This is a genomic window from Bradyrhizobium sp. GW821-FHT13H05 (genome assembly GCF_058804065.1).
In genome coordinates, this window is sequence record NZ_JBXAPO010000007.1 from 190750 (window position 1) to 208500 (window position 17751).

Annotated in this window: 23 protein-coding genes and 1 pseudogene; 15 read left to right on the plus strand and 9 right to left on the minus strand. The window is 64.8% G+C overall.

Translation table 11 applies throughout. The features are described from left to right. Positions 1-122: 122 nt before the first annotated feature. The 3 genes from AC1RR3_RS22630 to AC1RR3_RS22640 all read left to right on the plus strand — a co-directional run bounded on the left by AC1RR3_RS22630 (position 123) and on the right by AC1RR3_RS22640 (position 953). Complete coding sequence (locus AC1RR3_RS22630; protein WP_492825320.1) at positions 123-392, plus strand: type VI secretion system-associated protein TagO; 270 nt, start codon at positions 123-125, stop codon at positions 390-392. Between the two features lie 46 nt (positions 393-438). Continuing rightward, complete coding sequence (locus tag AC1RR3_RS22635; protein ID WP_492825321.1) at positions 439-681, plus strand: hypothetical protein; 243 nt, start codon at positions 439-441, stop codon at positions 679-681. A gap of 71 nt (positions 682-752) precedes the next feature. Further along, a complete protein-coding gene (locus AC1RR3_RS22640) occupies positions 753-953 on the plus strand; it encodes a hypothetical protein (RefSeq protein WP_492825322.1) in 201 nt (66 codons plus the stop codon). Between the two features lie 68 nt (positions 954-1021). Here the strand turns inward: AC1RR3_RS22640 and AC1RR3_RS22645 are convergent, their stop codons facing one another. Continuing rightward, positions 1022-2038: a TRAP transporter substrate-binding protein gene (locus AC1RR3_RS22645; RefSeq protein WP_492825323.1), complete on the minus strand. Its 1017-nt coding sequence runs from the start codon at positions 2036-2038 to the stop codon at positions 1022-1024. Positions 2039-2257: 219 nt separating this feature from the next. Between AC1RR3_RS22645 and AC1RR3_RS22650 the strand changes: the two genes are divergently transcribed. The 4 genes from AC1RR3_RS22650 to tsaA all read left to right on the plus strand — a co-directional run bounded on the left by AC1RR3_RS22650 (position 2258) and on the right by tsaA (position 4822). Next, positions 2258-3100, plus strand: a complete 843-nt coding sequence (locus AC1RR3_RS22650) for a transglycosylase SLT domain-containing protein (protein ID WP_492825324.1) — start codon at positions 2258-2260, stop codon at positions 3098-3100. A gap of 108 nt (positions 3101-3208) precedes the next feature. After that, on the plus strand, positions 3209-3949 hold the full coding sequence (locus tag AC1RR3_RS22655; RefSeq protein WP_492825325.1) for an AzlC family ABC transporter permease: 741 nt from the start codon (positions 3209-3211) through the stop codon (positions 3947-3949). After that, complete coding sequence (locus tag AC1RR3_RS22660; protein ID WP_492825326.1) at positions 3946-4296, plus strand: AzlD domain-containing protein; 351 nt, start codon at positions 3946-3948, stop codon at positions 4294-4296. Before AC1RR3_RS22655 ends, AC1RR3_RS22660 begins: the two co-directional genes overlap by 4 nt. A gap of 34 nt (positions 4297-4330) precedes the next feature. Next, a complete protein-coding gene (gene tsaA / locus AC1RR3_RS22665) occupies positions 4331-4822 on the plus strand; it encodes a tRNA (N6-threonylcarbamoyladenosine(37)-N6)-methyltransferase TrmO (protein ID WP_492825327.1) in 492 nt (163 codons plus the stop codon). A 116-nt stretch (positions 4823-4938) separates the two neighbouring features. Here the strand turns inward: tsaA and AC1RR3_RS22670 are convergent, their stop codons facing one another. From AC1RR3_RS22670 to AC1RR3_RS22685, 4 genes are all read right to left on the minus strand, one after another. Next, positions 4939-5367, minus strand: coding sequence for an HIT domain-containing protein (locus AC1RR3_RS22670; protein ID WP_492825328.1), 429 nt, complete (start codon positions 5365-5367; stop codon positions 4939-4941). A 65-nt stretch (positions 5368-5432) separates the two neighbouring features. Beyond that, positions 5433-6674, minus strand: a complete 1242-nt coding sequence (locus tag AC1RR3_RS22675) for a GNAT family N-acetyltransferase (protein ID WP_492825329.1) — start codon at positions 6672-6674, stop codon at positions 5433-5435. A 213-nt stretch (positions 6675-6887) separates the two neighbouring features. Continuing rightward, positions 6888-7634, minus strand: coding sequence for a glycerophosphodiester phosphodiesterase (locus AC1RR3_RS22680; protein ID WP_492825330.1), 747 nt, complete (start codon positions 7632-7634; stop codon positions 6888-6890). A gap of 5 nt (positions 7635-7639) precedes the next feature. After that, on the minus strand, positions 7640-8107 hold the full coding sequence (locus AC1RR3_RS22685) for a RidA family protein (protein ID WP_492825331.1): 468 nt from the start codon (positions 8105-8107) through the stop codon (positions 7640-7642). A gap of 258 nt (positions 8108-8365) precedes the next feature. Between AC1RR3_RS22685 and AC1RR3_RS22690 the strand changes: the two genes are divergently transcribed. From AC1RR3_RS22690 to AC1RR3_RS22700, 3 genes are all read left to right on the plus strand, one after another. After that, complete coding sequence (locus tag AC1RR3_RS22690; protein ID WP_492825332.1) at positions 8366-9211, plus strand: cell envelope integrity EipB family protein; 846 nt, start codon at positions 8366-8368, stop codon at positions 9209-9211. A gap of 72 nt (positions 9212-9283) precedes the next feature. Further along, complete coding sequence (locus tag AC1RR3_RS22695) at positions 9284-9685, plus strand: RidA family protein (protein WP_008130070.1); 402 nt, start codon at positions 9284-9286, stop codon at positions 9683-9685. 51 nt (positions 9686-9736) lie between these two features. Beyond that, on the plus strand, positions 9737-10108 hold the full coding sequence (locus AC1RR3_RS22700; RefSeq protein ID WP_492825333.1) for an NUDIX hydrolase: 372 nt from the start codon (positions 9737-9739) through the stop codon (positions 10106-10108). A gap of 79 nt (positions 10109-10187) precedes the next feature. Here AC1RR3_RS22700 and AC1RR3_RS22705 read toward each other — a convergent pair whose 3' ends face one another. From AC1RR3_RS22705 to AC1RR3_RS22715, 3 genes are read right to left on the minus strand one after another with little or no spacing between them, the layout of a single operon-like run. After that, on the minus strand, positions 10188-10595 hold the full coding sequence (locus AC1RR3_RS22705) for an ACT domain-containing protein (RefSeq protein WP_492825334.1): 408 nt from the start codon (positions 10593-10595) through the stop codon (positions 10188-10190). Beyond that, positions 10595-11899: a DNA polymerase IV gene (locus tag AC1RR3_RS22710; RefSeq protein ID WP_492825335.1), complete on the minus strand. Its 1305-nt coding sequence runs from the start codon at positions 11897-11899 to the stop codon at positions 10595-10597. The genes AC1RR3_RS22705 and AC1RR3_RS22710 overlap by 1 nt, the downstream gene beginning before the upstream one ends. Continuing rightward, the gene (locus tag AC1RR3_RS22715; RefSeq protein ID WP_492825336.1) at positions 11896-12207 is read right to left on the minus strand and encodes a DUF3572 domain-containing protein; all 312 of its coding nucleotides are present in this window, start codon (positions 12205-12207) and stop codon (positions 11896-11898) included. The genes AC1RR3_RS22710 and AC1RR3_RS22715 overlap by 4 nt, the downstream gene beginning before the upstream one ends. 237 nt (positions 12208-12444) lie before the next feature. Here AC1RR3_RS22715 and AC1RR3_RS22720 point away from each other — a divergent pair, with 237 nt between their 5' ends. Further along, entirely contained in the window at positions 12445-12810 is a 366-nt protein-coding gene (locus tag AC1RR3_RS22720; RefSeq protein ID WP_008130064.1) for a response regulator, read from the plus strand. A gap of 14 nt (positions 12811-12824) precedes the next feature. Continuing rightward, positions 12825-14198, plus strand: a complete 1374-nt coding sequence (locus AC1RR3_RS22725) for a PleD family two-component system response regulator (RefSeq protein ID WP_492825337.1) — start codon at positions 12825-12827, stop codon at positions 14196-14198. A gap of 295 nt (positions 14199-14493) precedes the next feature. On the opposite strand, the gene AC1RR3_RS22730 is transcribed toward AC1RR3_RS22725, so the two are convergent. Next, complete coding sequence (locus tag AC1RR3_RS22730) at positions 14494-15102, minus strand: TetR/AcrR family transcriptional regulator (protein WP_492825338.1); 609 nt, start codon at positions 15100-15102, stop codon at positions 14494-14496. Between the two features lie 129 nt (positions 15103-15231). On the opposite strand from AC1RR3_RS22730, the gene AC1RR3_RS22735 reads away from it, so the two are divergent. From AC1RR3_RS22735 to AC1RR3_RS22745, 3 genes and pseudogenes are all read left to right on the plus strand, one after another. After that, a complete protein-coding gene (locus tag AC1RR3_RS22735) occupies positions 15232-16470 on the plus strand; it encodes an MFS transporter (RefSeq protein ID WP_492825339.1) in 1239 nt (412 codons plus the stop codon). A 167-nt stretch (positions 16471-16637) separates the two neighbouring features. After that, positions 16638-17222: a DUF1349 domain-containing protein gene (locus AC1RR3_RS22740; protein WP_492825340.1), complete on the plus strand. Its 585-nt coding sequence runs from the start codon at positions 16638-16640 to the stop codon at positions 17220-17222. Between the two features lie 224 nt (positions 17223-17446). Next, positions 17447-17620, plus strand: a pseudogene (locus AC1RR3_RS22745) (MFS transporter); the annotation flags it as partial. Positions 17621-17751 lie beyond the last annotated feature (131 nt).

The window sequence follows — 17751 nt, forward strand, 5'->3', positions numbered from 1 at the left end:
GACCGCTTTAAGGCTCGCTATTGGCGGGGTGTCGGCGTAGAGTCGGGCCATCACCGTATTTTTATGGCATCCACCGGTGACTGAGGGTCACCCGCGCTCCCGCCGACTGAGGAGGAGCGCGCATGCCTAGATTTCGCCTCGCCGGCTGGATCGTGCCGCCGGTGGTCGTCGCATTGGCACTCGGCGCACTGGCTCGAGGCGCGGAGGCCGACTGCCGCGCGATCGAAAGCACGAGCGAGCGTCTGGCCTGCTACGACACGGCATTTCCTCCGAAGGTAAAGAAGCCCGCGGCTGTGCAGAACGACACATCTCGCGCTGCCTACAAAGACCCGTTTGTAGCCGAAGAGGCCAAAACCGCAGCGAAGCTGAAGAACATCTGCCGTGGCTGTTGAGGGCTGACTGTTCACCCACGTGTCACACCCGCCAAAGGAAGCCCTCATGGTCCGCGAAACAACCTTTGTCGTGCAGGCCTTCAACGCCGGCAAGGGAGGCAATCTCAAGCCCGACTCTCCCATCGTCTGCAAGTCGGAAGGCGGCGCGCTGCGAACCGCGGAGAGGCTGGCCTTGAGCAAACTCGGCGTCGTTGCGTTCTCGTCGAGCGGCGATCCCGAAATGGGTGACTACGACGATGAGCCTACGGTGTTCTTCCGGAAGGGCGAGCTTCCGACGGGCTTCGACTGAGCCTTTGGCCGTCTTGGCCGCCTTGGGCTACCTTGGGCTGCAATCACGACAATATCTGAAGGAGAGCCCGGATGAGCGAGCGACTTGAAACATTGAAGAAGGCCCGTGATCGTATGATCGAAGACAGGGACGCGCATGCAAAAGTGCTGGCGGCTCCCTTTGTGCGCGACACCGCCGAGCGGGCGCGTAACAAGTTCGTTGAGATCCAGGCGCTGATCGATGCCCTCGACCGCGCCATCAGAGGCGAAAACCCGATTCCCGTCACGAACTGAAGCAGCTCAAGACGAAACCGACCGAGGTCTCGTCGCAGGGAGCCGTCGCATGCCGTTGGTTGCGACCCCTATTGCTGCCGGGCCCATGCGACGATCGCCGCGGCATCCGTGCCGGCCTGGGCCTCCCAGGCGGCGATCGTGCTTGTCGCGGCGTTGCGCAGGGCTGCGACGAGGGATTGCGGTGCGGGCTCGGCGATGGTGACGCCGTTGTCGCGCATGCGTGCATAGTTCTCGGCGGTGCGATGTGCGAGCAGCGCGAACTGGCTCTGCTCGGTTTCGGCTGCGGCTGCCATGACCTCGCGCTGCATCGGCTCGGGCAGCGCGGCAAACATCTCGCTGCGGACGAAGGCGATCGAGACCGGCATTGCGTAATTGATCGCAGTGAAATGCGGCAGGAAGTCCCAGAGCTTGCGCCCCGCGCCGCCGTCGCCGGAGGTGAGGAACGCGTTCAGCTGGTGCTCCTTCAATCCGGCCAGCGCTTTATCCATCGGCAGGAACTGCGCATTGGCGCCGGCCGCGCGCATCACCGCGCTGGAATTGGCATCGTAGGCCCGCAGGTTCAGTTTCGGCAGATCGTCGGTGCCCGCGAGCGCGTGATCCGACCAGAGGCCGGTCGCCGGCCAGATCGTCAGATAAAGCAGTTTCAAGCCGCGCGCCGCAAAGGCCTTCTCATAGAGCGGGCGCGCCCGCGCATTGGTGGCGCGGGCGACATCGACCGATTGCACCAGGAAGGGCAAAGTGGAGAGGCCGAGCACCGGATCGAGGCCGGACAGGGCGCCGGCAAAGGCGTCGCCGCCGGCGATGCGGCCATCCAGCGCAGCGCGCGGCATTTCGCCCGAGTTGATCTTGAGCTCGTTGTCGAAGGCGTTAGCTAGGGTCACGAAACCGTTTGTACGCGCTGCGACGCGATCGGCGAAAGTGGTGAGGCCGATCCCGGAAATGTTGTTCTGCGGATATTCCGTGGTCATCCGCCAGCTGACTTGCGCCATGGCCGGCGCGGCGGACAGGACGAGGGCGGTGAGGGCAAGGATCGCGCGGATCCGTTTGGCGGGGATGCGCATTGGGAGAAGCAGGTCAGGCAGCATATATTGGCAACTCGTCGAACCATGGCACGATGCCACAACATGGCGGATCATCTTGTCGCATGCCGCGCCGGTGTGCGCCACAGCGATGCTTGGGCAGTGTTGGCGCGAATTGCATCACTCCTCCTTGCCGTATTGCTGGCCTCTGCGACAGAGGTCGCGGCATGGGACAGCTCGCCCGCAAAGACCAACGTCGCAGTCCCGAGCGTCGAGGAGCTCGCGATGCCGCCGCAAAAGCCCGCGGATGCGCGCGAGAGCGATACGCGGGAATCGATCTGCCTGATCGTCGAGGCGGCCGCGCGCGATGCCAATCTGCCGCTGGAATTCTTCGCCCGCGTGATCTGGCAGGAAAGCCGCTTCCAGGCCGACGCCGTGGGGCCGATGACGCGCAGCGGCGAGCATGCGCAGGGGATCGCCCAGTTCATGCCGGGCACCGCCAGCGAACGCGGACTGCTTGATCCATTCAATCCGGTGCAAGCGCTGCCGAAATCGGCGGAGTTCTTGAACGAGCTACGCAACCAGTTCGGCAATCTCGGCCTGGCCGCAGCCGCCTACAATGCCGGCCCGCGCCGGGTGCAGGAATGGCTCGCCGGCACCGGCCCGATGCCGGAGCAGACCCGCAATTATGTCTATGCCATCACCGGCGCGACGGTGGACGCGTGGGCCAAGGCGGGCAGCACCGGCAAGGGGCCACCAAGTGCGCCGCCGACGAGCTGCCGCGATCTCATGGCCCTCTTGAAGCGTGCGCCGAATCCGTTCGTTGCCGAGCTCGAGCAGCATGTCGAGCTTGCCGCCGCAAAAATCTGGGGCGTGCAGCTCGCGGCCGGCTTTGACCGCAACCGGGCGCTGGCGATGTATTCCCGCGCCGTCACGCGGCTGAGCGCGGTGATCGGCGGGCGTGATCCGAGCCTGTTGAGTTCGGTGATGCGCAGCCGCGGCACGCGCGCGTTCTACCAGGTGCGCATCGGCGCCGACACGCGCAACGAGGCTGACGATCTGTGTGGCCGCATCCGGAAGGCGGGCGGCGCCTGCTTCGTGCTGAAGAACCGGGGTGTGAACGGGTAGGGCGGTCTCTCGCCGCACGCATGCCAGCTCCGCCGCGCGCTTCCTTGACGTCTGCCACCGCATTGCCCGTTATGCGGGCACGATTCCGCAACTCCGACCAGAACTCCCGTGGCGCTTCCTCCGTTCGATTCACCTCAATGGCAAAGTCCCTGGCGTGCCTTTGCGTGGGGGCTGCGCTCGATCACGCAGACGATCCTCACGCTCGTCCTGTTTGCGACCTATCTCGGCATCGGCGCGCTCGCCCATGACACGCATTTCAGCCTGCTCTGGGCGCTCTGCTCGACGCTGTTCGTCTGGGCGGGTCCGGCGCAGATCATCCTGATCACGACGCTGGGCTCGGGCGCCACCGTCATCCAGTCGGCGATCGCGGTCACCGTCAGCGCCATCCGCCTGTTTCCGATGGTGGTCTCGGTGCTGCCGCTGATGCGCACGCCGACGACGAAACGGCGCGAGATGGTTTTTGCCGCGCATCTCACCGCCGTGACGCTGTGGGTCGAATGCCACCGCTTCCTGCCGCAGGTGCCGCGCGAGCGGCGCATCGCCTTCGTCCACGGCCTCGGCTGCGGCCTCGTCTCGGTGTGCCTCACCGCCAACACGGTCGGCTATTTCCTTGCCGCCAATCTGACGCAGACGCTTGGAGCGGCGATCCTGCTGCTGACGCCGCTGTCCTTCCTGTTCTCGACCGCGCGCAACAGCCGCGAGGTCGCCGATGTCGTCGCGCTCGCGCTCGGTGTCCTGCTCTATCCGCTGGCGGCAAAGATGAACTCGGGCCTCGACATTCTCGTCAGCGGCCTTGTCGCCGGCACGATCGCCTATGGCGTGCATTGGTGGCGGGAGGTGCGCGCATGAGCTTTGCGCAGCTCATCGGCGACTGGCAGGCGCTGGCGGTGCTGTTCGTCGCCGGCGTCGTTCCCAACCAGATCTGGCGCATGCTGGGCCTCTGGTTCGGCGGCGGCATCGACGAGGGCTCAGAGCTGCTGGTCTGGGTGAGGGCGGTTGCCACCGCGATCCTGGCCGGCGTCATCGCCCAGATCGTGGTCGAGCCCCCCGGGGCGCTCGCCAGCGTGCCGGATGCCCTGCGCTATGGCGCCGTGGCGGCCGGCCTCGTCGTCTTCCTGCTGACCCGCCGCTCGATCTTCGCGGGCGTGGTGACGGGCGAAGTCTTCATGCTGGCCGGCAAGTGGTGGTTGGGCTAAAACCGCTTCCGACAGGCTTTAAGGAACAGGAAATATGGTTCGCGAAAACGAGCTCCGCGAGGGCGAGGTCGCCATCGAGTTGCCGTCCACCGAGGATGCCGGCCTCGTCTTCATTGGTCGCATCCGCACGCCCTGGACCTCGCGGCTGGAGACGCCGCGGCAGGGGCGGCACGACGGCCCGATCTGCCGGCTCGAGATCTTCGAGCCGTTCGTGCCGGCGATCAAGGGTGTCGATTTCTACAGCAATCTCGAAGTGCTGTACTGGCTCGACAAGTCGCGCCGCGACATCGTCCTGCAAAGCCCCAAGAACAACGAGAAGACCCGCGGCACGTTTTCGCTGCGCTCGCCGGTGCGGCCCAATCCGATCGGCACCTCGATCGTCAAGCTGGTCGGCATCGAGGGGAATGCGATTCTCGTTCGCGGGCTCGACTGCATCGACCACACGCCGCTGATCGACATCAAGCCCGACCGCTGCGAGTTCACGCCGCTGGCGGCGCCGCAAGCCGGGGATTTCCAGACGGAGTGAGAGCGCTCCCCTCTATCCCCGTCATTGCGAGGAGCTCTTGCGACGAAGCAATCCAGACTGCCTCTGCGGAGGGATTCTGGATTGCTTCGCTGCGCTCGCAATGACGGGTGGATAGACTAGCCCGCCTTCAACGCCGCGATCAGCTTGGTCGCGTTCTCTTCGAGCACCTTGACGTCCTCCTTGCGGCTGGCGGGCGGCAGCATGGCGACGCCGTCGTGGCGCGGCATCACGTGCATGTGGAGATGAAACACCACCTGTCCGCCGGCGGGCTCGTTGAATTGCTGCACGGTGATGCCGTCGGCCTTGAACGCCTTCATCGCGGCCGCGGCGATCTTGTGCGCGCCGCGGGCGACATGGGCGTAGTCATCAGGCTTGATGTCGAGAATGTTGCGGGCAGGGGCCTTCGGGATCACCAGCGTATGGCCCGGCACGCGCGGCATGATGTCGAGGAAGGCGAGCACATGCTCGTCCTCATAGACCTTGTGGCAGGGAAATTCGCCGCGCAGGATCTTTGCGAAGATGTTGTTGGGGTCGTAGGCGGTCATGGCGGCGGCTCCCAAGAATTTTGAGCTTAGAATTTGCGCTTACTGTCATCAGCCAATGCGAACCGTCAAGGCGCCTCGTCGATGCCTTTGCGGAACGGGCCGAGCTCGGCGAGCTCCCGTCCGGCTTCCGCGACATAGGCCCGCTCGCGCTTGAGGTAATCGTCGATGGCGCGGCGCAGGCCGGGATCGGCGATGAAGTGGGCGGAGTGGGTGGTCCGCGGCAGGTAGCCGCGCGCGATCTTGTGCTCGCCTTGAGCGCCGGCCTCGACATTCCGCAGGCCGCGTTTGATCGCGAAGTCGATCGCCTGATAGTAGCAGACCTCGAAATGCAGGAAGGGATGATGCTCGACCGCGCCCCAGTTGCGGCCGAACAGCGTGTCCGAGCCGATGAAGTTGATCGCACCGGCGATCCAGCGCTCGTTGCGACGGGCCATCACCAGCAGCACGTCCTCGCTCATGGTCTCACCGATCAGCGAGAAGAATTCGCGCGTGAGGTAAGGACGGCCCCATTTGCGCGAGCCGGTCTCCATGTAAAATTCAAAAAAGGCGTCCCAGGCATCCTCGGTAATGTCCTTGCCCGTGAGGCAGTGGATGGTGATGCCGGCCGCGAGCGCGTCGCGCCGCTCGCGCTTGATCGATTTGCGGTGGCGCGAGTTCAGGGTGGCGAGGAAATCGTCGAAGCTGGCAAAACCCTCGTTATGCCAGTGGAACTGCTGGTCGGTGCGCTGGAGGAAGCCGTGCTCGGCGAGCAGCTTCCATTCCGCCTCGCGCGCGAAGGTGACGTGCACCGAGGAGGCCTTGCTGACGCCGCACAGCGCCACCAGCCCGCTCGCCAGCGCCTCCGTGATGCGCTCGCGGTCGACGCCGTCGCGGACCAGCAGCCGCGGCCCGGTGGCAGGGGTGAAGGGAACCGAGACCTGGAGCTTTGGGTAATAGCGCCCGCCGGCCCGCTCATAGGCATCGGCCCAGCCGCGGTCGAAGACGTATTCGCCCTGGCTGTGCGATTTCAGATAGCAGGGGACGACACCCGCGACGCGCCCGTCGATCTTGGCCACGAGATGCCGCGGCCCCCAGCCGGTGCGGATCGTCGCCGAACCCGATTTCTCGACGGCGGAAAGAAAGGCGTGCGAGACGAACGGGTTATAGGCGGGTTTTAAGAGGCCGAGAGAATCGCCTGGAAGGGCGGATGAGGTTCCTGCGCCATGCCCGTTGCAAGCCTTGCCGGGATTGGCGCAGGCGTCCCAATCCTGAGCAGGCACTTCGTCAATGGACGGTACCGCCTCGAGTGTGATTTCAGATGATGCCATCGCGCCCAAGATCGTGCATTGCAGCAGCGACTTCAAGAGGTGGGAACACAGGTCTCGTGCCCCGGACGCATCGCAGCGCGCAGCGGTGCGATGCAGAGCCGGGGCCCATCTCTCAGCTCTGTGTGCTGCCTGCTGGGTCCCGGCTCTGCGCAGCAACGCTGCGCGTTGCAGCGCGTCCAGGACACGAGGGCGGGCGCTGTGCAACGGCGGTCCCTACGGCACGAACCCCTCAAAAATCATCTGGTCCGCATATTGCCCGACCCGTGTCCGCTGCTCGGGCGTGCGGACGGTCCAGCCGAGCAGGGCGCAGCCGAACACGTTGCGGGCGATCCAGGGGGCGGGGGCCGGGAGATGATCGACCTTGAAGGCGACGAAATGCGGCTGGGTCTGGAAGCCGTGGCGCAGGTACAGCATGCTGTCGCGCTGCGCCTTGGTCAGCTTGGCCCAGTACTCGTCCTCATAGGACCGCTGGGCGACGATGCCGCGCGGGCGGGAGGGTAGCAACTCGCGCAGAGCCAGAACCTGGTCGGGGTCGAACGACATGCCGACCGCGGGGCCCTGATAGGACGCCAGCACCTCGGCCATCCGCTTCACCAGCTTGCGGTCGCCGTCAAAATGGCTCTTCACCTCGATCACCAGCGGCACCCGGCCGGCGACCATGGCGCAGAGGTCGCTGAGCGACATCATCTGCTCGTCGGTATCCCTGAACTTGACGGCCCTCAGTTCCGCCGCGGTCTTCTCGACCACCTCGCCGGTCGCCTCGGTGAGGCGGCCGAGCGCATGGTCGTGATGCACCATGGCCTCACCGTCGGCGGAGAGCTGGATGTCGACCTCGATCGAGAAATTGCCCGCAATCGCGGCCTGCACCGCGCCAGGCATGTTCTCGACGACGCCGCGGGAAATGTCATGCAGGCCACGATGGGCGACCGGCCGGGCTGTCAGCCAATCAGGAGCGCGCATGCGCGTCAGGCGACCTCGAACACGCCCTCGACCTCGACCGCCGCATCCGCGGGCAGCGAGGCCACGCCGACCGTGGTGCGGGCATGGCGGCCCTTGTCACCGAAGGCGGCGACCATCAGATCGGAGGCGCCGTTCAGCACCTTCGGCCCGTCCAGGAAGTCCGGGGCGGAGTTGATGAAGCCGCCGAGGCGCACCACCCGCACGACCTTGTCGAGATCGCCGAGCGCCGCCTTGACCTGGGCCAGCAGGTTGACAGCGCAGCCGCGGGCTGCCGCCGCGCCGTCTTCGAGCGAAACGCCGGCGCCCAGCTTGCCCTTGGCGATCAGCCTGCCGTCGGGGGCGAAGCAGACCTGGCCAGAGACGAACAACAAATTACCGGTGCGGACGAACGGCACGTAGTTGGCCACGGGGGTGGGGGCCTCGTGCAGCTTGATGCCCTGTTCCGCCAGTTTCTGCTCGACCGTGCCCGCCATCTTCGACCTCATTGTCCAAAAAAATCATCCGCCCCGGCGTGTCCTTTTTGGGGGCCGGGCGCGCCCTGTTTCGCCCATCGTGCCGCCACATGCAAGCAACCCCAAGGGGCTGCAAAGCGGCTGCACCGGCGCTGCATTTTGTCGAGGCAGGCCGGAGGTTCAGCGGGAGGGGTGCAACTTTACGTGAAACGGCCTCAGTTGCGGCGTAATGGAACGGTCATTAAAATGCCGAATCTGCGCTTTCCCCAGGGAATAGATATGATGCACCTTTTCCGGACTTCGCTCGGTGTGATGGCGCTCGCGGCGGCCGCTTTCGGCCCCGGCGGCATGGTGCAGGCCGCCAACGGTCCCTTCCTGGCGCATCAGGCGCTCTACGACCTCAGCCTCGTCAAATCTCGGTCCAATTCGGTCAACAGCGCGCGCGGCCGCATCCTCTACAATTTCGCCGGCAGCTCCTGCGAAGGCTACACCTCCGAATTCCGCCAGGTGTCCGAGCTCGACAGCGGCGAGGGCAAGATCACGCTGAGTGACCTCCGCTCCAATTCCTGGGAGGACGCCGCGGGAAAAAGCTACCGCTTCAAGATCGAGACGCGGATGAACGAGGCCGATGCCGGCCAGGTCGATGGCTCGGCGGAGCGCGATGGCGACCACATCAACGTCAAGCTGAAGCTGCCGTCCCCGAAGAGCTTTACGCTTGACGGCAAGATCGTGTTCCCGACCGAGCAGATCCAGCGCATCATCGCCGCGGCCAAGGACGGCAAGTCGCTGCTCGAGCTCTCGGTCTATGACGGCTCCGACGACGGCCAGAAAGTCTACAACACGCTGACGGTGATCGGCCAGCCAATCCCAGCCGACCGCACCGCCTCACCCGATGCGTCGACCTCGGACGAGCACATGAAATCGCTCAAGCGCTGGCCCGTCACCGTCAGCTATTTCGACCGCGAGTCCCAGCAGAAGGAAGGCGAGCAGACGCCGGTCTATGCGATGGCGTTCGAGCTGTACGAAAACGGCGTCTCGCGCCAGCTCGTGCTCGATTACAATGATTTCGTGATCTCCGGCGCGATGGGCAAGTTCGACGTCAAGGACAGCAAGCCCTGCAATTGAGGGCGAGACGTCTAGCTCTTGTCGCACTCTGCGGCTACGCTCGCTCCCAACCACAAACTCCGGGAGCCAGCCATGCCCAAGCTCGACCATCTCCGCCCCAGCGGCCTGCATCACAATCCCGCTTACTCCCATGTCGTCACCGCCTCCGGCGCACGGACGATCTACATCTCCGGCCAGGTCTCGACCGACGAAGAGGGACGGATCGTCGGCGAGGGCGATCTCGCCGCGCAGACCACGCAGGTGATGCAGAATCTCGGCCACGCGTTGAAAGCGGCCGGCGCGAGCTACGCCAACATCGTCAAGATCACGACGTTCGTGGTCGGCTACAAGCCGGAGCTGCGCCCGATCATCGGCAAGGCCCGCTCCGCCTTCTTCGAAGGCATGGAGCCGCCGGCCTCGACCCTCGTCGGCGTCTCCGCGCTCGCCGCGCCGGAATGGCTGATCGAGATCGAGGCGATCGCGGTCGCGGATTGAGGTGTTGACGGAATGACTTCGCAAAGTGCCATTCGGATCGCGGCTGCATTGATGAGCAGGAGCGACGGGCGCGTCCTGCTCGTCAGGAAGAAGGCGACTGAAAGCTTCATGCAGCCCGGCGGAAAGATCGAGGCCGGCGAGCATCCGCAAGCCGCGCTGAGGCGGGAATTGTCCGAAGAGCTCGGGATCGAGGTCGATCCGAACGACATGACCTATGTCGGACGATACACGGCGCCTGCCGCGCACGAGCCGGGCCGGCTGGTCGATGCGGAAGTTTTCCGGATTGTCATCGCACATCCGGTCGCTCCCGGAGCCGAGATCGAGGAGATTCTCTGGCTCGACCCGTCCTCGCCTGGAGCTGTGAAGCTCGCACCTCTGACGCGGGATCAATTGCTTCCGCTGTGTGCGCGGCCCAGTCCGTAGCCCGGATGGAGCGAAGCGAAATCCGGGAGACCCGTCACCGAGGATGAACCGCCCCGGATTGCGCTGCGCTTCATCCGGGCTACGAGTGTTTCGCTTCGGACATCTGGCGCAGCAGCGCGATCGCTTCGTCCGCCCTGTCGACGGGCACGAAGAGATGGTCGTGGTGGAAGGCCGAAACGGCATTCACGCTGATGCCGGCATCGGCGAGGCGCGCGGTGATGGCTGCCAGGAAGCCCACCGCATCGAGCGCGGAATGAACCGTCAGGGTGATCAGGCGCGAGGCGAAGGCATGGCGCAGACCTGCCGCTTCGGCCTCTTCGCGCAAAATCACGAGCGTGGTGCCTTCCTGCTCGCGAAACGTCAGTAGCGGATCAAGTGTTGCGGGACTGCTCTCGCGTGTCGGGACCGTGCAGAACACGAAGGTGCCTGGCCGCAGCTCCGGCTTCATGTTTCTCAGCAGTGCGTTGAGATCGCGTTCACCCGCCATCACTCCTGCGCCTTCTCCGGCCCGTCATACGCAATCCCGCGGATCACCGCGGCGCTGCCGAACTTCTTGCGCAGGCTGTCCACCGCGCGCTCCGCATGGGCGGCGCGGCGGTCGAGCATGTCGGTGTCGTCAGAGGCGGAGCCTTCACGCAGCGCGCTGACGCCGGCGCCCATCAGGCGGAAGGCGGTGCCGTCGATTTCCCTGGCGAGCATCTCGCGGCAGATCGAGAAGATTTTCGCGGCGAGCTGCGTCGGGGCCGCGATCGATTGCGAGCGCGTGCGCTGGCGGAAATCTGAAGTCTTCAGCTTCAGCGTGACGGTTGAGCCGGCGAGCTCGCTGCTCTTGAGGCGCGATGACGTCTTCTCGCACAGCCGCCACAAGATCTTCTCCAGCGTCGCGAAGTCGCGGATGTCGCTCTCGAAGGTGGTTTCGCTGGAAATCGTCTTGGCGCCCCGATCAGGCTCGACGCGGCGGTCGTCGATGCCGCGGGCGAGCCGCCACAGCCGGCGGCCGTCGCTCGGAAACTGCCGCATCATCTCGATCTCGTCGGCCTTTTGCAGGTCGGCGATGACGCGGAAGCCGCGCTGCCCCAGGCGCTCCTGCGTCGCGGGCCCGACGCCGAAGATGAAGCCGACCGGCTTCTCGGCCAGCATCACGCGCGCTTCCTCCTGGTCGAGCGTGGCAAAGCCGCGCGGCTTGTCGAGGTCGGATGCGATCTTGGCCAAGAACTTGTTGCAGGACAGGCCGACCGAGACGCTGATGCCGATCTCGCGCTCGACATCGCGGGCAAACCGCGCCAGCACCTTGGCCGGGATCATGCCATGCACGCGCTCGGTGCCGGAGAGGTCGAGAAAGGCCTCGTCGATCGAGAGCGGCTCGACCAGCGGCGTCAGCGCCTGCATGGCCTGGCGCACCTCGCGGCCGACGCGGACATACTTCGCCATGTCCGGCCGGATCACCGTCGCATGCGGACAGGCCTCTAGCGCCTTGAACATCGGCATGGCCGAGCGGACGCCATAGGTGCGCGCGATGTAGCAGGCGGCCGACACCACGCCGCGCTTGCCCCCGCCGATGATGACAGGCTTGTCGGCGATCTCAGGATTGTCGCGCTTCTCGACCGTCGCATAGAAGGCGTCGCAGTCGATGTGGGCGATGGTCAGGCTCGCGAGCGCCCGATGGCGGACGAGGCGAGGGGAGCCGCAGGCGGGACAGCGCCGCACGCCCAAGTTCTGCACGTTAACATCCAGATCGGCCAGGCAGTCCCGGCAGAAGCAGCGGGGCCCGGCTGCCTCCGGGGCGCTCACGGCACGTCGCGCTCCCAGGTGCGGTCGCCCAGCGCATCGCCGAGGACCTGCCGGGCCGCCGCGACGTTGGTCGGATGCAGCTCCGAGGCCTTCGCAAAGGCCTTCACGGTGGCGTCATCGCGCAGCACGAAATCGAGCACGCTGAGGAGGAAATTCGGGTCCGAGGCGGCATTCCGGAGGGTCTCCGGACCGACGCCTGTCTCAGCCAGGAACAGGCCTAGCCGCTCGGGCTCGCTCGCGACGAAGGACAGGGCCTGAATCGCAACGATTTCAGCGACTTCGCGGGGGTTGTGAACAGGCTTTTTCAAGGGCCCGGTTTGCCTTTCCGTTAACTTTCAGTGTCTACTTTGGAATATGCCCGAGTCTCGGCCCTGAGTCTTGCGACCCCAGGCAAGCAACTGGAAACCACATCGCAGAAAGTGGCCCCTCGGGTTTAACGAAACTAGAGCGAATCTGAGGCTAGTTTGAATCCAGTTTTCGAAGCGCCGGCGAGCGGCGCCTGAGGCGTCATATGTATCGGGCTTCGTGCCAATCAGGAGGACGGAATGGCTAAGACCGTCCTGATCGTGGAAGACAACGAGCTCAACATGAAGCTCTTCCGCGACCTGTTGGAGGCGCACGGCTACCAGACCTCCGGCACCAGCAACGGCTATGAGGCGCTCGACCTGGTTCGCAAGATGCGGCCCGACCTCGTGCTGATGGATATCCAATTGCCGCAGGTCTCGGGCCTCGAGGTGACGCGCTGGATCAAGGACGATCCGGAGCTGCGTTCCATTCCCGTCGTCGCGGTCACGGCGTTCGCGATGAAGGGCGACGAAGAGCGCATCCGCGAGGGCGGCTGCGAGGCCTATTTGTCCAAGCCGATCTCGGTCGGCAAATTCATTGAGACGGTCCGGCGTTTTATCGGATAGGAAGTGAGTTCAAAGTGTCCGCGCGTATCCTGGTTGTCGATGACGTTCCTGCCAACGTCAAACTCCTCGAAGCCCGCCTGTCCGCCGAATATTTCGACGTGATGACGGCCTCGAACGGCACGGACGCGCTGGCGCTGGCCCGCCGCGCCGAATGCGACATTATCCTGCTCGACGTGATGATGCCCGACATGGACGGCTTCGAAGTCTGCCGCCGCCTCAAGACTGATCCGGCGACGCATCACATTCCCGTCGTGATGGTGACCGCGCTCGACAGCCCCGCCGACCGCAACCGCGGGCTGGAGGCGGGCGCTGACGACTTCCTCACCAAGCCCGTCTCCGACGTCGTGCTGATCGCGCGTGTGCGCTCGCTGACGCGGCTGAAGATGATGACGGACGAGCTGCGCATGCGCGCCATCACCTCGCTCGAGATCGGCATGCAGGCGCCCGAGCGCAGCGCCGTCTCCGACACCGGCAAGGGCGGCCGCATCCTCCTCGTTGACGACCGCGAGTCCTCCTATGAGCGGCTGGCGACGATCCTCGCCGCCGAGCACACCATCGACGTCGAGCCGAATCCGACGGAAGCGCTGTTCCACGCCGCCGAGGGCAATTACGACCTGCTGATCGTCTCGCTCGACCTCAACAATTTCGACGGCCTGCGGCTCTGCAGCCAGGCGCGCTCGCTGGAGCGCACGCGCCATGTGCCGATCCTGGCGATCGCCGATCCCGAAAACTCGACGCGGCTGCTCCGCGGCCTCGAGATCGGCGTCAACGACTATCTGCTGCGCCCGATCGACAAGACCGAGCTCTTGGCGCGCGCCCGCACCCAGATCCGCCGTCGCCGCTACACCGATCATTTGCGCGACAACGTGCAGAACTCGATCGAGATGGCGATCACGGATGCGCTCACCGGCCTGCACAATCGCCGCTACATGGAGAGTCATCTGGCGACCCTCGCCGAGCAGGCCGCGACCCGCGGCAAGCCCCTGGCGCTGATGATCCTGGACATCGACTATTTCAAGTCGATCAACGACAATTACGGCCACGATGCCGGCGATGACGTGCTGCGCGAGTTCGCGGTGCGGGTGCGCAAGTCGATCCGCGGCATCGATCTGGCCTGCCGCTACGGCGGTGAGGAGTTCGTCATCGTGATGCCGGAGACTGATCTGCACGTCGCCGGCATGGTCGCCGAGCGCCTGCGCCGCTCGATCGCGGGCGAGCCGTTCGCGGTCCACAAGGGCACCAAGCGCATCGAGGTCACGATCTCGATCGGGCTCACCACGCTGGAGCAGAAGGGCGAGGCGGTGGCCGACGTCCTCAAGCGCGCCGATACCGCGCTGTATCGTGCCAAGCATGATGGGCGCAACCGGGTGGTGTCGCAGGCGGCGTGAGGCCGCCCGCACAAAAATGCGAAAACAACCCCATGCACAGTAGCCGGCGGTAGTCGGATCAATGGCTTACCGGCCGCATACACGATATTCGGATTATTGGAAGTCTTGCTTGACCCGTCGGGCAAAACAGGAGTATGTTGGTAGGATCGCGACAGCCCCGTAAACTCAACTGTCATTCCCCGCGCAGGCGGGGAATCCAGTACGCTGCGGCCTCTCGGTTCAATGACAATCGCCTCTGAAATACTGGATCACCCGCTTTCGCGGGTGATGACACCGAGTAAAGTGGCCACAGTGTTCAGTGCGGCGACCGCTTGCTTGACGCCGCTGGTTTCACCGCATCACCACCCACATCCACCCCCGCATTCCGCAGCAGCACCATCGCCGCGTCCTTCGCGGCGCGCGCCATCGCGGGGTCGTCGCGCACGAGGTCCTGGGCGATGGAGCCGTCGACCAGCAGCACGAGCTGCGTCGCGAGTGCCTCTGCATTCGCAACACCGAGCTCGTTCAGCCGGTCGCGAAACCAGACGCGGCGGCTTTCCTTGAAGGCGATGGCGATCTTCTTCACCGCGCGATCCGTTGGCCCGAGCTCGGCGACCGCGTTCACGAACGGGCAGCCGCGAAAATCCTTCGCCGCAAAGCGCCGCTCCAGCGAATCGAACGTCGCCAGAATCTGCTCGGCGGGCGGTTTGTCGGAGGGGCGCTGAGCTACGAAGCGGCGTTCGAGGTAGGCCGCGATCAGCGCGTCCTTGGAGGGGAAGTGGTTGTAGAGCGTGCGCTTGGAGATGCCGATCTCGGCCGCGATGGTATCGACGCCGATGGCGCGAATGCCTTGCAGATAGAACAGCTTGTCGGCGGTCTCGAGGATCCGCTCTTTCATCGTCTGTGGGGTCGTCGGGGGAGCCATGTAGCCGGATGCGTCCTGTTCGCTTGACAGCGTGCACCTTTCATAGCCTAAGTACACAGGTCTGTGTAACCAAAATCAACTGATATTGCAGACGCCGGCGCGCGCGCCGTGCCCACGAGGGAGAAGAAAATGCCCCTGTTGCAGGTCCTGCGTCCGACATTGCCGATCCTGATCGGCGCCTCGATCATGCTGACGCTGAGCATGGGGTTGCGGCAGAGCCTCGGCATCTTCATGCAGCCCTTGACGCATGACATCCACATTTCGATCTCGGATTTCACGCTGGCGCTGGCCGTGCAGAACCTCGCCTGGGGCTTCCTCCAGCCGCTCGCCGGCGCGATGACCACGCGCTACGGTTTTCGTCCGATCATGATCGTGGGCGCGCTGATGTACATCGTGGGCCTCATTCTGATGGCGACCGCGAACGGTCTTGTCGCCATCATGATCGGCGCCGGCGTGCTGATCGGCACCTCGCTCGCCTGCACCGCGGCTGCGATCGCGATGTCGGTGGCCGCACGTGCCGTGCCCGCGACGGTGCGCTCGACCGTGCTCGGCATCGTCTCCGGCGCGGGCTCGCTCGGCGCGCTGCTGTCTGCGCCGCTCGGGCAGATGCTCAACGAAGGATTTGGCTGGCGCATCGGGCTCGCCGGCTTCGTCATCATGTCGGTGCTGATGATTCCCGCCGCCTGGTATGCCGGCCGTGTCGACGCGATTCCGCTGCCGAAGCCCGCCGCCGATGACATCGGCGATGCCACCGCCGTAACGGCGGCGAAGACCGCGTTCGGCAACGCCTCCTTCGTGGTGATGACCTGCGCCTATCTCGTCTGCGGCATGCAGCTGGTTTTCCTCACCACGCATCTGCCGTCTTATCTCGCGATCTGCGGCCTCGATCCGATGCTGAGCGCGCAGACGCTCGGCATGATCGGCGGCTTCAACGTGCTGGGCTCGCTGTTCTTCGGCTGGGCCGGCCAGCGCTGGAACAAGCTGGCGCTGTTAGGGGGCATCTACATCCTGCGCTCGCTCGCGCTCGCCTGGTATTTCATGCTGCCGGCGACGCCGTTCTCGACGCTGCTGTTCGGCGCCATCATGGGCTTCCTGTGGATGGGTGTCGGCCCGCTGGTCGCAGGCGCGGTGGCCGAGATGTTCGGCCTGCGCTGGCAGGCGATGATCCAGGGCCTCGCCTTCATGAGCCACCAGATCGGCAGCTTCCTCGGTGCTTACGGAGGAGGGGTGCTGTATGACGCGCTGGGCTCCTACACCATGGCCTGGCGCATCGGCGTCGCGCTGGGGCTTGCCGGCGGCATCGTGCAGGTCGCATTCGCGCTGATCAGGCCGTCGCAGCCGCCGGCGCCGGTGTTGCGGACGGCGTAGGCCTTGAGCGGACGCCGCGCTGCTTGGCCGCGATGGGCGCCGCTTGTGGCCCGAAGCGGATATTAAGCGGGTCAGGGTTACCAGCGCCTCTTGATAGTCAGAAAGCAGTTTCGGTATGGTGGCCAAACGACTTCATCTCGACCAGCACATATTCGCTTGAGGTTATGATGATGCTTGGCAGAACGGACGGCATTTGGCTGAATGAGCCGAAACTCTGGGCCGAGAACGGCACCAGCCTCGAAATGGTCACGGACAATGCCACTGATTTCTGGCGCGAAACGCATTACGGCTTTGTCCGCGACAACGGACATTTTCTCGGCTTTCAGGCACCGAGAGCATTCACCGCCGAAGTGCGCGTCCAAGGTGACTTCCGAGCGCTCTACGATCAAGCCGGCATCATGGTGCGCATAGACGCGCAGCGATGGCTCAAAGCAGGGATCGAATTTGCGGATGGGCGCGCGATGATTTCGAGCGTATTGACCGATGGGCGCTCGGACTGGGCGACTGCACCTTACGAGCATGACGCACGAGACTTCCGGTTGCGGGTAACGGTTGCACAAGGCGTTATTCGTTTACAGGCATCGGACGATGGCAAGCTCTGGCCTCTCATGCGGCTTGCGCCGTTTGCCAATAACTCCTCCTACCTTGTTGGACCAATGAGCTGCACGCCGGAACGGGCAGGGTTGCGGGTGGTTTTTTCGGAGTTTCGTATGACCCCGCCGCTCGGCAAGGACCTGCACGACCTGGAATGAGAAGGGCTAGCGAGGAACGTGGTCAGAGCCACTGCTGAGGTCCGCGACTGGCCCCTCGGCGAAGTGGTGACATTGCTCCACCAAGGTCCGCTCACCGAGGCATGGCGGACGAGATTTACTCAGGCTGAGGTCTTCGTATGTTGACCCAAGACGGACATCGAACCGTCCGACTTCAACGTCGTTTCTGCGCGCATACCGGATGCAACAACTCCGGCGAGCCACCACTCGCCAGCTTCCTCGGCGCTTACGGAGGAGGGGTGCTGTGCGACGCGCTCGGCTCCTCCACCATGGCCTGGCGCATCGGCGTGGCGCTCGGTCTTGCCGGCGGCATCATCCAGGTCGCATTCGCGCTGATCAGGCCGTCGCAGCCGTCGACTCCGGTGTTGCGGACGGCGTAGAGGGCGCTTGGTCGCAATGATCAACGTGCTGGCTTTGAGCGAACGCCGCGCTGCTTGGTCGCGATGGGCTGCTTGTGACCCGCAGCGGACATAATTTAGCCGGCGTTTCTTCGCTTGTTTCCCTTTTCAAC

Excerpts from the sequence above, each read along its gene's own strand:
- AC1RR3_RS22685 (WP_492825331.1), bottom strand. The coding sequence starts at position 8,107 with ATGGCGGGCACGGTCGAGCAGAAACTGGCGGAACAGGGCATCAAGCTG.
- AC1RR3_RS22720 (WP_008130064.1), top strand. The coding sequence starts at position 12,445 with ATGGCTAAGACCGTCCTGATCGTGGAAGACAACGAGCTCAACATGAAG.
- AC1RR3_RS22740 (WP_492825340.1), top strand. The coding sequence starts at position 16,638 with ATGATGCTTGGCAGAACGGACGGCATTTGGCTGAATGAGCCGAAACTC.
- AC1RR3_RS22695 (WP_008130070.1), top strand. The coding sequence starts at position 9,284 with ATGCCCAAGCTCGACCATCTCCGCCCCAGCGGCCTGCATCACAATCCC.
- AC1RR3_RS22735 (WP_492825339.1), top strand. The coding sequence starts at position 15,232 with ATGCCCCTGTTGCAGGTCCTGCGTCCGACATTGCCGATCCTGATCGGC.
- AC1RR3_RS22660 (WP_492825326.1), top strand. The coding sequence starts at position 3,946 with ATGAGCTTTGCGCAGCTCATCGGCGACTGGCAGGCGCTGGCGGTGCTG.
- AC1RR3_RS22630 (WP_492825320.1), top strand. The coding sequence starts at position 123 with ATGCCTAGATTTCGCCTCGCCGGCTGGATCGTGCCGCCGGTGGTCGTC.
- AC1RR3_RS22645 (WP_492825323.1), bottom strand. The coding sequence starts at position 2,038 with ATGCTGCCTGACCTGCTTCTCCCAATGCGCATCCCCGCCAAACGGATC.
- AC1RR3_RS22675 (WP_492825329.1), bottom strand. The coding sequence starts at position 6,674 with ATGGCATCATCTGAAATCACACTCGAGGCGGTACCGTCCATTGACGAA.
- AC1RR3_RS22730 (WP_492825338.1), bottom strand. The coding sequence starts at position 15,102 with ATGGCTCCCCCGACGACCCCACAGACGATGAAAGAGCGGATCCTCGAG.
- AC1RR3_RS22670 (WP_492825328.1), bottom strand. The coding sequence starts at position 5,367 with ATGACCGCCTACGACCCCAACAACATCTTCGCAAAGATCCTGCGCGGC.
- AC1RR3_RS22650 (WP_492825324.1), top strand. The coding sequence starts at position 2,258 with ATGCCGCCGCAAAAGCCCGCGGATGCGCGCGAGAGCGATACGCGGGAA.
- AC1RR3_RS22680 (WP_492825330.1), bottom strand. The coding sequence starts at position 7,634 with ATGCGCGCTCCTGATTGGCTGACAGCCCGGCCGGTCGCCCATCGTGGC.
- tsaA (WP_492825327.1), top strand. The coding sequence starts at position 4,331 with ATGGTTCGCGAAAACGAGCTCCGCGAGGGCGAGGTCGCCATCGAGTTG.
- AC1RR3_RS22640 (WP_492825322.1), top strand. The coding sequence starts at position 753 with ATGAGCGAGCGACTTGAAACATTGAAGAAGGCCCGTGATCGTATGATC.
- AC1RR3_RS22700 (WP_492825333.1), top strand. The coding sequence starts at position 9,737 with ATGAGCAGGAGCGACGGGCGCGTCCTGCTCGTCAGGAAGAAGGCGACT.
- AC1RR3_RS22690 (WP_492825332.1), top strand. The coding sequence starts at position 8,366 with ATGATGCACCTTTTCCGGACTTCGCTCGGTGTGATGGCGCTCGCGGCG.
- AC1RR3_RS22705 (WP_492825334.1), bottom strand. The coding sequence starts at position 10,595 with ATGGCGGGTGAACGCGATCTCAACGCACTGCTGAGAAACATGAAGCCG.
- AC1RR3_RS22635 (WP_492825321.1), top strand. The coding sequence starts at position 439 with ATGGTCCGCGAAACAACCTTTGTCGTGCAGGCCTTCAACGCCGGCAAG.